The sequence below is a fragment of the Exiguobacterium aurantiacum DSM 6208 genome, from assembly GCF_000702585.1.
Classification (GTDB): Bacteria; Bacillota; Bacilli; order Exiguobacteriales; family Exiguobacteriaceae; genus Exiguobacterium; species Exiguobacterium aurantiacum.
The window spans coordinates 2459669-2471754 of sequence record NZ_JNIQ01000001.1; the positions used below are offsets into that span (position 1 = coordinate 2459669).

The 12086-nt window shown below is 54.4% G+C and carries 12 protein-coding genes; 3 read left to right on the forward strand and 9 right to left on the reverse strand.

All coding sequences use genetic code 11. The annotated features are described in order from the left end of the window. Window positions 1-108: 108 nt before the first annotated feature. The 9 genes from P398_RS0112965 to P398_RS0113005 form a co-directional block, all read right to left on the reverse strand. Window positions 109-816 carry a hypothetical protein gene (locus tag P398_RS0112965; RefSeq protein WP_029335622.1) on the reverse strand — a complete coding sequence of 236 codons (708 nt, stop codon included), beginning with the start codon at window positions 814-816 and terminating at the stop codon, window positions 109-111. Then, window positions 813-2384, reverse strand: coding sequence for a pilus assembly protein PilM (gene pilM / locus P398_RS0112970; protein WP_029335623.1), 1572 nt, complete (start codon window positions 2382-2384; stop codon window positions 813-815). Before pilM ends, P398_RS0112965 begins: the two co-directional genes overlap by 4 nt. 12 nt (window positions 2385-2396) lie before the next feature. After that, window positions 2397-3149, reverse strand: a complete 753-nt coding sequence (locus tag P398_RS0112975) for a prepilin peptidase (protein ID WP_029335624.1) — start codon at window positions 3147-3149, stop codon at window positions 2397-2399. A 90-nt stretch (window positions 3150-3239) separates the two neighbouring features. After that, window positions 3240-3716, reverse strand: coding sequence for a prepilin-type N-terminal cleavage/methylation domain-containing protein (locus P398_RS17060; protein WP_051638914.1), 477 nt, complete (start codon window positions 3714-3716; stop codon window positions 3240-3242). Between the two features lie 140 nt (window positions 3717-3856). Further along, complete coding sequence (locus P398_RS0112985) at window positions 3857-5074, reverse strand: type II secretion system F family protein (RefSeq protein WP_029335627.1); 1218 nt, start codon at window positions 5072-5074, stop codon at window positions 3857-3859. A 4-nt stretch (window positions 5075-5078) separates the two neighbouring features. Then, the gene (locus P398_RS0112990; RefSeq protein WP_029335628.1) at window positions 5079-6116 is read right to left on the reverse strand and encodes a type IV pilus twitching motility protein PilT; all 1038 of its coding nucleotides are present in this window, start codon (window positions 6114-6116) and stop codon (window positions 5079-5081) included. 4 nt (window positions 6117-6120) lie between these two features. Beyond that, complete coding sequence (locus tag P398_RS0112995; RefSeq protein WP_024369854.1) at window positions 6121-7779, reverse strand: GspE/PulE family protein; 1659 nt, start codon at window positions 7777-7779, stop codon at window positions 6121-6123. A gap of 1 nt (window position 7780) precedes the next feature. Next, entirely contained in the window at window positions 7781-8065 is a 285-nt protein-coding gene (locus tag P398_RS0113000) for a hypothetical protein (RefSeq protein ID WP_024369853.1), read from the reverse strand. Further along, window positions 8062-9288, reverse strand: coding sequence for a G5 domain-containing protein (locus P398_RS0113005; RefSeq protein WP_029335630.1), 1227 nt, complete (start codon window positions 9286-9288; stop codon window positions 8062-8064). The genes P398_RS0113000 and P398_RS0113005 overlap by 4 nt, the downstream gene beginning before the upstream one ends. Window positions 9289-9449: 161 nt before the next feature. On the opposite strand from P398_RS0113005, the gene P398_RS0113010 reads away from it, so the two are divergent. From P398_RS0113010 to P398_RS0113020, 3 genes are read left to right on the forward strand one after another with little or no spacing between them, the layout of a single operon-like run. Further along, window positions 9450-9899 carry a type IV pilus modification PilV family protein gene (locus P398_RS0113010; RefSeq protein ID WP_029335631.1) on the forward strand — a complete coding sequence of 150 codons (450 nt, stop codon included), beginning with the start codon at window positions 9450-9452 and terminating at the stop codon, window positions 9897-9899. Next, window positions 9838-10401 (forward strand): prepilin-type N-terminal cleavage/methylation domain-containing protein, encoded by a 564-nt coding sequence (locus P398_RS0113015; RefSeq protein WP_051638915.1) that lies wholly within the window; start codon window positions 9838-9840, stop codon window positions 10399-10401. The genes P398_RS0113010 and P398_RS0113015 overlap by 62 nt, the downstream gene beginning before the upstream one ends. Before the next feature lie 18 nt (window positions 10402-10419). Beyond that, window positions 10420-12075 carry a hypothetical protein gene (locus P398_RS0113020; RefSeq protein ID WP_029335635.1) on the forward strand — a complete coding sequence of 552 codons (1656 nt, stop codon included), beginning with the start codon at window positions 10420-10422 and terminating at the stop codon, window positions 12073-12075. Window positions 12076-12086: the final 11 nt, after the last annotated feature.

A 12086-nucleotide genomic window follows, 5' to 3' on the forward strand; every position in this document is an offset into this window, starting at 1 on the left:
CGGGCTTCCTTCCCGTTTCACACTTCCCTGTTGATTGTAGGCAAAAGGGCAGCCGAACACAATGCCAGCCGATTGAAAAACGCCCCTTCATTTCGAAGGGACGTCGCGTTATGGCGTCGTGTAGTCGTATACCGGGATGTCTTTGCGTGGGAACGTTTGCGTCGGCACGAACCGGTCGTCGACGAGTTGCGTCAAGTCCGGGCGATAGAAGGCGTCGAGTTCGACCGTGAAGTCGAGCGGCGCGATCACGTCCGTCGTGTTCGGTCCCGTCTCGGCCGGTCCCGTGAACTGAACGGTCCGCAAGATGTGGATCCGGTTCATCGACTCGACCGACTCGAGGAAGAGGACGAGCGCGTCGTACGTCTCGGCTTGAAGCGAAACGGTCGTCCGCACCGAGGACGCGTTCACCGGGGTGATGTCGACCGGTGTCGCCGGTTCAGACGTTGCGCTGACGTCTTCCGGTTCCGGTGTCTCGATCGTCTCCGGCACTTCTGATTCGGCGAGAACACCGTCCGCGAAGGCGATGCTCGTCACGTTGACGCTTGAGAGCTGGCTCGCCTGCGACAACGCCTCGACGACGGTGTCTAACGCTGGCTCGGCCGGGACGCGCGTCTGGAGTCGCTGCGAGTCGGCGACGTCGACGGCGCGACCTTCCTGGCGCATGAGCTCGAGCTTCGTCTGTTCGAGCGACAGTTCGCGCTCGAGCGCTTTCACGTCACCTTGTTTTATGAAATACGTATAGCCAAAGTAAGCCGGGACGGCGATGGCCGTGAACAGGCACAAGGTGAACACTAAGTAGATCGTCGAACGTTTCATTGGCTCACCACCTCCTCATCGGTCGTCGCTTCGGTCTCAGGCTCTTCGACGTCGACAAACGTGAACGTGAATTCACCGATGTAACGCGGAAGCGGCTCGTCCGTCAGACGAGTCGGTTCATCCGTGTCCGTCTCCGTGTCGGCTTTCGTCTCGGTCGTGACGCCGAGCAGTTTGACGTTCTCAAAGCGCGGGTCGGTCAAGAGCGCGCGTTGAAACGCGTTCAAGTCCGGCAACGTCTCGAACTGGGCGCGGACGCTCATGAGCGAGCCGTCGGCGTAATTGTACGTCAAGACGTATCCGGTCGGCGGCAACTGTTCGGTGAGCGCTCGGAGCGCCGGCACCGCTTGTTTCTCTTCGTTCGTAAGCGACGTCACCGTCTGTTCGAGCGACAGCACTTGTTGCCCTTTCGAGTTCACTTGTTCCGTCTGATAAATGCGGACGAGCTGCAACTGTTCGTTCACTTGCGCTTCTTGCCGTTCGAGCCCTTGCACTTCATAGTACAAGAAGCCGGCGAGCCCTCCACCGATGAGAAGAGACGCGAGACTCGCGACGATCGGCCAGCGGAGCGTGACGTCGGTCGAATTGATGAAGTTGGCGTCGCGGTCACGGTCGAGCGTCGCCATCCCGAGGAGCGGCAACATCTGGTGCGACAGCGGCGTCGCGTGTGACAACGGGAGCGGGTCGTCGATCCGTTTGACCGGCACCATCGCTTCCGCCTCGATCGTCCGGACGAGGTCATCGAGTTCCGGGACCGTCCCGGAGACGAGGAGTTCGTCGATCGGGCGACCATCCGTACGGAGCGAGTAGCGATAAAAGTCAAGGAAGCGCGACAGCTCGTTCAACCAATCGTCGGTCTGGCTCGAAAGCGTCTCGTTCGAACCGTTGAACGTGTATGTAACCCCGCCGTCTGTCGTATCCGAGCGGTATGAGAGATCGGTCTCGATGGCGCGGATGAAACGGACCTGTCCTTCCTCAAGGACGAGCAACTGGTGCGCGAACGGCGTCACGTGCCAGAGGAGCGTCGACTTGAGCGGGTCGAGCGTCTCGAGACGGGCCACGCCGTTGGCAATGGCGACCGGGCGCGGGACGATTTTCTTCAAGACGAAGCCGCGCTTTTTCATGTAACCGCGAATCGCTTTCGTCAACTCGACCGAAACGGCGTGCAGCATGACCTCGGTCTTCATCTCCGTCTCGCCGAGCACCTCATAGTCGAAGGCGACGTCGTCGAACGGCAAGATGATCGAACTGCCGATCTCCATGAACAAATAACCGCGGATCTCGTCTTTTGGGATATTCGATGGGATATCGACTTTACGCGACAACACTTCCGTCTCGGCCATGTCGACGGCACAGACCATCCCTTTTCGTACTTTCAATTTTCGGCACAACTCGTCGAAGGCGAGGCCGAACGCGTTCTCGTCTTGGATCCGCCCTTCGGCGTAGGCATTCTTCGCCAACTGGACGGAGGCGCTCCGTTTGAAGACGCCTTGTTTGATCACGGCCCCGTGGATGCTGAGCGCATCGAACGAGAAGTACGCGACCGTTCCTTTCTCTATAGCCCGGCTCATGCTAGTTTCCCCCTACAATAAATCAAAATACCAATCAAAAAAGCGTTCGCTGAACCAAAACGTCAGCATCGTCCCGAGCGCGATCGACGGGACGAACGGGATCGGCTGTTTGCGACCGATCCGTTTCAATCCGATCAACGCGAGACCGACGACGGCACCGATCAAGCTCGCGAGGAACAACGCGACGAGCACGTCACGCGGTCCGAGCACGAGTCCGATCACTGTAAATAGTTTGACATCGCCGGCTCCAAGTCCCCCTTTTGAGACGAAAAAAACGGTGGCGAGGACCGAAAATCCTAACAACGCCCCGGCGATCGGGCCCCACCACGTCGCCCCTGATACGTAAGCGAGAGCGAGCAGGGCCGGCGCCGTATAAAGCAAAATGACGTTCGGCACGAGCATCGTCGACAAGTCCGACATCGCCAAAGCGAGGAGCGTCGACAAGAAGACGAACGCGAGCAGCGTCGTCCCTGAGAAGCCGTACAGCCAAAAGCTGTAGCCGTAGCCGATTGCCCCGAGCAGTTCGAACAGCGGATACGTCGGCGCGATCCGTCCGCCACAGCCGCGGCATTTGCCACGGAGAAACAAGTAGCCGAACACGGGAACGAGTTCCCATGCCGATAAGACGTGGCCGCAAGACGGGCAGTGCGACCGTGGCGTCACAATCGACTGCTTCTGTGGCACGCGGAGCCCGACGACGTTCGTGAACGAAGTGATGACCGCTCCGAGCACGATGCTGTAAATGAGTCCAATGAGGTCAACCAATCTGGTCACTCCTTCTGTAAGTATATGCCAAAAATAGAAAACCGGCTAGGCTGAGCGAGTGCCCAGCTCCAGCCGGAAAGGAAATTTATTTTATTCTGGATCAGGAGTTGATTTAGCTTTTTCTAATTCTGCTTTGTTTAAGTTTGATTCAGGCGAAGCTTTAAAGCTGTATTTTGCTTCGTCACTAGTCAAAGTGACAGCATAAGAATATTTCCCACCATTTTCTGTTATAGCTACAGAGGCTGTCGAATACATTTCTGGGGCAGTTTTGTTGAATGGATCTTTAAGACCAGAAATATAGTTTGCGCCTTCACCTGTAGTGAAATCTAAAGTTGTCGCCCCTGGATTTGACGCAGTATGTAATTTCGCCGCGCTTACCATCTGCTTCGCATCCGCAACCATTGCATCCTTCTTCGAGTTCTCGATAATTCCACCAATCGCGACGACGGCGATGGCTGCGATAATTCCTAAAATTACGACGACGACGAGCAACTCGACGAGTGTGAGGCCGCGCTCATCTTTCAATTGTTTCGCATCTTGCCAAATCATTTTCATTTTTTCTAACATGACTGATTCTCCCCTTTTGTGTGTTTTGCTGTGTTGTATGCTACGTATATTACATAAGACCTAGAACAAGTAGAACAATTTTACTATACATTCAAAATTTGGTGTTGAAAAGTAGTTTATGTGCATAAACTAAGAATTTTCTACTGATTTTGGATATCCCCGTAAATTTGGAACATCGGCACGACGATGGCGATAACGATAACGCCGACGATGCTCGCCAAGACGACAATCAGTAACGGCTCGATGATCGACTTCAAGCGGTCCGTCGTCGTCTCGACCTCTGTCTCATAAAACTCAGCGACTTCGTTCAACATCGAGTCCAAATCCCCACTCTCCTCGCCGACCGCGATCATTTGCGTCATGAGCGGCGGGAAGTTGTTGTTGCGCATGAGCGGCTCATGGAGCGGGATGCCTTGCGCCATACTGTTGCGCGCCTCCCCGAGCCCTTTACGGATGACGCGGTTCGAGACGATCTTCTCGGTAATCTCGATCGCCGACAAAATCGGCACGGCGGCTTGAAGCAAGACGGCGAGACTGCGCGTCAGTAACGCGATCTGTGACTTTAGGACGATTGGCCCAAAAATCGGCATCTTCAGCAACAACCCGTCGATGATGAACCTTTCCTTGTCCCGCTTCAACATCCACGTAAACACGAGGATACCGAGGAGTGCCACCCCGAAGATGAGCCACCAATAGGCGGCGACGAAATCTGAGACGGCGACGACGAGACGGGTGATGAGCGGCAGTTCGCCTCCGAGCTGTCCGAAGATGCTCGCGAACGTCGGCACGACGTTCACCATGAGGAAGGCGACGACACCGATGGCGACGATCGACACGACGAGCGGATACGTCAACGCCGAGATGACTTTTCGCTTCACATCATACTGCTTTTGAAGCTGGAGCCCGATTTGGTCGAGCGCTTCCTCCAAGTTCCCGCTCGCCTCGCCCGCAAGCGCCATCGAACTGAAGAAGTTCGAGAACACGCGCGGATGCTTTTTGATCGCCTCGGAATAGGCGATCCCTTCCCGTAAATCGTCCTCGACTTGGCTGAGCGTTTTCTTCAGCACTTTCGACTCGGTTTGGACGCGCAAGATCGACGTCGCCCGGACGATCGGCACACCGGCCCGGATGAGCGTCGCGAACTGGCGCACGTACATGATCAAATGCTCAATCTTCACCCGCTCCGGAAGAAGGTTGATCTCGGTGTTGAGCCCGGTCGACTCGAGTTCGGACAGCTCGGTGACGAGAATCGACTCTTCGCGGAGTTTCTCTTTCGCCTCGCGGAGCGAGATGGCCGTGATGCGGCCTTTTTTACGGCGCCCGTTCAAGAGCTTGCCTTCGTATTGGAATATGGCCATAAGCTTACCTCATTTCTTCGTTCGGCACGGCGTTCGGGTTGATGATACCTTGCCGGACGAGTTGCTCGATGGATGCGTCCATCGACTGCATCCCGCTCTGCCGGTTCGTCTGGATGACGGTCGGGAGCTGGAACTCTTTTTCATTGCGAATCAAGTTGGCGACGGCCGCGTTGCCGAGCATGATCTCCATCGCGGCGACGCGTCCTTTCGGGACGTCGACACGCGGGAACAAGCGCTGGCTGACGACGCCTAGCAAGACGTTGGCGAGCTGTGTCCGGATTTGGTCTTGTTGCTCGGCTGGGAACGCGTCGATGATACGGCTGACGGTCGACATCGCGCTCGACGTATGTAACGTCGCCATGACGAGGTGTCCCGTCTCGGCCGCCGTCATCGCCGTCGAGATCGTCTCGAGGTCGCGCATCTCCCCGAGCAAGATGACGTCCGGGTCTTGCCTGAGCGCGGCACGTAGTCCGTTCACGAACTTCATGACGTCCGAACCGATTTCGCGCTGGTCGACGATGCTCTGGTTATGGGAATGCAAATACTCGATCGGGTCTTCGAGCGTGATGATCCGCTTCCGTTGCGTCCGGTTGATCTCATGGATCATCGCGGCGAGCGTCGTCGATTTCCCCGACCCGGTCGGACCGGTCACGAGGATGAGCCCGTGCGGTTTCTCGATGAGCCGCTTCAACACCGGCGGCAAATCGAGCTCGTTTAACGTCGGGATTTCCCCGGAAATCGAACGGAAGGCGATGGCGACCGTCCCCCGCTGGTAATAGGCGTTGACGCGAAACCGCGACACGCGCGGGACGCCGAACGAGAAGTCGAGGTCGCGTTGGACTTCCAAACGCCCCCGCATCTCCTCGGTCATGATCTCATTCAAATAACCTTCGATGTGCGTCGGCAACACTTTCTCCTCGCCCATCGTTACGAGACTGCCGTCGATGCGGAAAATCGGCGGCGAACCCGCGGTCAGATGAATGTCCGAGGCGCGCTGTTCGACCGCTTTTGTCAGTATCACTTCAATCGATTGATGGATCATCTCATCACTCCGTTATGACTGTTCTCAGTATTTCTTCGGTCGTCGTCAACCCTGACGCGACTTTCTCTAATCCATCAGCGAGTAAGAACCTCGCCCCGTTTTGTTTCGCATAGTCGACCATCTCGGCCTCGGTCGCCTGGTTCATGATCATCCGGCGCAGCCCTTCATCGATCGGCACGACTTCATGGATGGCGAGGCGGCCACGGTAACCGGTGAAGTTACACGACGCGCAGCCGTTGCCACGGACGACGTGCTGAATCGCGACGCCTTCATTCGCGAACAGTTCTTGCTCGCGTTTCGAGACGGGCTGTTCATGGCCACAGTCACGACAGACGCGCCGGACGAGCCGCTGGGCGACAAGCCCGGACGTCGAGGCGGCGACGAGGAACGGTTCGACCCCCATATCGACGAGTCGGGTGATCGAGCTGATCGCCGAGTTCGTATGGAGCGTCGACAGCACCAAGTGGCCGGTGAGCGAGGCACGGATGGCGATCTCCGCCGTCTCTGTATCCCGGATCTCCCCGACCATGACGATGTTCGGGTCTTGACGGAGGATCGAGCGGAGCCCTGAGGCGAACGTGAGGCCGACTTTCGAATTGACTTGCACTTGGTTGATCCCGTCGAGCTGATACTCGACCGGGTCCTCGACCGTGATGATATTTTTCGATTCATCGTTCAGTTCTTTCAGTGACGCGTAAAGCGTCGATGATTTCCCCGACCCCGTCGGTCCGGTGATCAAGATGATCCCGTTCGGCCGTTTGAGCATGTCACGGTAGACGAGTTCGTTATGCTCGCCGAAGCCGAGCTTCGTCAAATCGGTCAGCCCTTCCGACGAGTCGAGCACCCGGATGACGATCTTTTCGCCGTACATCGTCGGGAGCGTCGAGACGCGGAAGTCGTACGGCCGGTCGCGGAGCGTATATTTGATGCGTCCGTCTTGCGGCAAGCGGCTCTCAGTGATGTCTAGATTACTCATGACTTTCAACCGTGTCAGCATGACGCTTTGAATCTTCTTCGGATACACCGCCTCGGTGCGCAAGTCACCATCGACCCGGAAGCGGACGTGGAGCTGCTTCTCGTGCGGGTCGAAGTGGATATCCGAGGCGCGTTGGTCGATCGCGCTCAAGAACAGCTGGTTGACGAGCCGGATGACCGGCGCATCATCCCGTGACGCCGTTTCTTGACGTTCGACTTCGGGCGCTTCTTCTTTCAAGATCTCGATGAGCGAGGCGTCCATCTCGTAGTAGCGGCTGATCGTCTTACGGATCTGTTCCCGCGTCGCGATGCCGACCTCGATGTTCATCCCCGTCTGCAGCCGGACGTCATCGATCGCAATCAAATCAAGGGGATCCGCCGTCGCTACGAACAGCGTGTTCCCCTGTAATTCGATCGGCATGATGTCGTGCTTTTGGGCGATCGCCTTCGGCACGAGCTTTGTTACGGTCACGTTGATGTCTTGCGCGTATAACGCGATGATCGGTACGTTCAACTGCTCATGCAACACTTGAATGAGTTGCGTCTCCGTCAAATAGTTGAGCCGCATGAGCGTATCGCCGAGCTTTTCACCGCGTCGTTTTTGAGCGAGCGCCTCATCGAGCTGGGCCGTCGTAATAATCCCTGCCTCGATGAGCATCTCGCCTAATCGTTTCTTCGTTCGTCTCACCTTACTTCACCATCCTCTGTGGTACCTCCTGATGCTCGACGTCTCGTTGTTCGATGAAGACGCTCAAAGCGGCACCGCCCATCACCCCGAAGACGAGAAGGAGCAACGCCCACCACGTCCGCTCGAGGGATTCCATGTACATCGTGTACACGCCGACCGATAGCACGGCGACGACGAGCGCGATGACGAGCTTCGTCTCCCGTTTTCGTACGGTCGGGACCGACAAGGCGAACAGCGTCAAGGTGGCGAGCACCCAGAAGGCGAGCAAAATCAAATATCCAATCATCCGACTGCCTCCTCGCTTGTTTCCGGAACGGTTTCGAATACCGGCGGTTCTTCTTCAAACTCATACAATCCGTCATTGTCTACATCGTCACCAAACGGGTCATCTTCCAGTAGTTCATCAGGAAAAGTTGGGATGACCGGTTCGACCGGCTCTGGTGGCGGAAGCGGGACCGAACTCTTCGTCACGATTTCAGGGATCGGTTCATAGAAGTCGAACCCGAGCATCTCGAGCGTCTCACCCGATTCGGTGATGCGGACGCGGTACAGTTTCCCCGATTCGCCGGCTTGTCCGGATTGCGTCACGGACGAGCTGCCGGCCGGAAGCGACGGGCTGAAACGGACGACGTTTTGATACGGCACGCTCACGACTTCTTCGACGCGAGACTCGTACGCCGCCTCGAACGCTTTGCCGAGCAGTTGCACCGTCATCGTGTTCCCTTCGTTCAAGACGATAATGGCGTATGCCGTCTGTTCCGTGTTTTGGACGGCGAAGTTCGATTGTGCGTCAACGAATACGTCGTAACCGAGCTCGACGCCGTTCGGGAGCGTCTCGTGCGGAACGCGCTCCAAAATCTTGAACGGGGTCGCCGCGAACAGTTTATACAGCGACGGGCCGAGCGTCGTGAGCGCTTCAAAATCTTCTCCGAACGCTTTCAAGCTGAAGATGTCACCAGCGTTCATCTCATATCCGTTCATCCGTTCGAGCGCCGAACGCATCGCCGGCGTCGGACTGATCGTCATCGTGGCGACGACTTCGTTCTCTTCAGTGACCGTCTCGAGTGTGACGTTCGAGTCGAGCTGTGACGCCGACGCCGTGAGCGGTCCGGTCACCATCGTCATCGTCACGGGCTGGTTGTCGAGGTACGGGGTGAGCCGCTCCTCATCGATCGCTACGGCGAGCGGATAATCACCCGGTTCAGTGATGGCGTCGAGCGTGCCGTCGACGTTGAACGTGACGACGTCTTTCCCGACTTCGAGCGCCGTACCGTCGACCATGGCGACCGTGAACGGCATATTGTTGAAATCTTTGACGGCGTTGTCGAGTCTTATGACCGCCTCTTGTTTCGTCATTCCCGACACGTCGATGCCGGCGACACGCGTGTCTTTATATGTAGTACTCGTTTTCGCGGCCACGTCCAAATAGTTGACGAGCCCGATCGTCGGCAACGATACAAGCAGTACGAGGCATGCCAGGATGAAAAAGTGCATCCCATATCGCTTCATTTCAATTCCCCCTAGTTGTGAATCCATGAGACTTTCGATGGACTATCCGAAATCACTGTAACTTTAGTATAATATGCATTGTACAGAAAATAACAATTAAATCAGGAAAACAGACTGTTTTTTCCTACAGTTTTACTATTTTTGAAAAGGAGGTCAACGCGTTGGGTCGTTCTGAACAAGGTTTCACGCTCGTCGAAGTACTCGTCTCGATTGTTATTCTATCTATTGTGTCTTTCTCCTTGTTAAATATATTTAGTCAAAGCTTGAAAACGACGAATGATAGTTTGAATCGTACAATTGCCAATCAAGTCGCACAGAATACGTTACATACGTTAGATCGAAGAGCCTCTTCGCTTGAAGACGTGCTCTCTCTTACGACGCTGACACCGAGCGGTCCTTGTCCGTTTTGTGCGGAGATCAACGGACAATCGTTCAATGTAGTCGTGACGGAGATTGGCCCGACGCAATCCGGTCATACGATTGAGCTTGAAGTATCTGTCACGACGGACACGATGTCCTCCCCCGTCCGATTGAAAGGAGTGATCTCGAATGCGACGTTACGTGAGCCGTTCCCTGAAACGGCTGTCCCAGAAAGCGAAAACGATAAGTAAACAATCAAACGGGTTCACCTTAGTCGAATTGCTTGTGACAGTCGTCGTCGCCTCCATCTTGAGCGGCGTCATCATAACGGCCTTCATCTCAGGCACGCTCGGCTTTCGCTTGACGAATGAAACAAGCGAGCTCCGTAGTGAGGCGGACTATTTGGTCTCATCGATCCTCTCGGAGGTGAACCGAAGTCAATTCGATGCGGTCACTCAAATCGATGACACGTTTCAATTCCATCGCCTATCAGACCCAAACATATCTGAATCAGGCATGATTTATCGTGAGGCCGGCTATGAAGCTATCCCGCTCAATCTATCAAACGAGTCATATGAACCAAGCAACCCAAACATCGTACTTGAAGCAATCTCAATTCAACTTATCGATCCAACTTATGACAAACGTCGTTCGAGTTATATGACAAGTGGCTTACTTGAAATCGAGATGCGGTTATCGCTCGCCACTAATCCTGAATCGGCGAAGACGTTTAAAAGTTCCATCCCATTCTAAAGAAAGGAGGCCATCCGCATGCAAAAACGTGAAGAGGGATACGTGCTCGTCCTTGTCCTCGTGACGATGGCAGCACTAGCGGTGCTGTCGCTCGCCGCGATGCAGGTGAACCTCGTGACGAACAAACTGACCGTCATCCGAACTGAAGATACACAGTTGAACGAGGATGCGAAAAGCGCCCTCAACTTGATTGCGGCAGACGTTCGCAACAAATTCCCACTCCATGACGCACAAACCGTACCTGAGCATATGGCATCAGAGGCCGCGTTCGATAGCGCGATTCAAGACGTGCTCGTAGTAAATTCGCCATTTGAATCGTTAGCTGAAACGAGCGACAGTACTATCACATACTCGATCCGCCTTAAACAAGACGAAGCCACAAACCTGCTTGAGACAGCTCCTTTCACAAAGATTTTGCAAGTGAATGTCGTTGCGAGCCGCCAGCTGAATCCCGAGCAACCACTCTTATCCGTCGAGTACACGCAAGACCTTTATTTGACGGCGTTGCCCTCTTTCTTATACTACGTACTCGGCTCCGACCAGCAGTTAGCCGTCAACGGGATGCCCACCGTGAAAGGGAATATTTATTCGGGTGGCCCACTATCATTCAATCGAACCGCTGAGTATCAGTTAAACGGGGAAAAACGACTGCTGCCGAACGTGCCGTCTAGCATGTTTCATCTAGATGGACGAATCGATTTATCGAATCCGGCCAACTGTTCGACTTGCGCAGCGAACGATTACTTCACTTCAGGCAAAGAAATTGTTAGTGAAACGGCTGATTATGGCATCTCGAAGAGTCAATTCTCGCCGTTTCAATACGAGTACTCCATTATCGAGTTTGTGAATCGTCACGTGGACCGCACGCTCGCATATACGACAGATGTAAGTAAAACTATTTTTGAGGAGAATATGATTGCGTCAACGGATCAAGCATTTAACGTTGAACGAGTCCTTAGCGAAGATGGATTGACTGTCATTGAGCGCCCAACCTCTTATGTGACGGCTAGCGTCTATAACGGTTTTTTAAAACCGACCATCATTAAACCACCGCCAAGCCTCTCAGATCGGCCGATGTATGTGACAGAATCGATTGCTACGCAAACGGCCCCACTTCTTTTTGACGGTGACGTCGTAATCGAATCGACAAATCAGCTTACCATCGAGCGCCCTTTAATTGTGAGAGGCAATTTAACGATTCGAGGTAATGTCTCGTTCGCTTCAACCGTCTACACGCTAGGCAATACGTTCATCGATCGAGCTAACATTTTGCCAATCGATGAGGCGAAAGGAAACTCGTTGATTTTATTATCAAAAGGACAAATTTTGTTGAATCGTATCAATGAATTCGAGTCGACCTCTACGACGTTGCAGGCTTTTCTTTATAGTGACTCCAGCGACACAACTTTTGTTTATGCCGTTGGATCCACGCTTGAAATTAACGGTGGACTTTATAGTAAGGGGCCAATGGTTGTGAACGTCTTCCGCGGCTCTTTTAGTGAAGACGATCTGTTGACGCCTGAAGCATATTTCGACAGCCGTACTGCGAGCCATGATGCTACCTTATCTCGTCTTAAACTCTCGTATAACGATGCTGTCTTCAACCAGTTGAACACGTTGCCAGTGACGAACCAACTTCAATTTTTCGTAAGCAATCCGGTTCAACTTCGATAAAGTCAACAAAC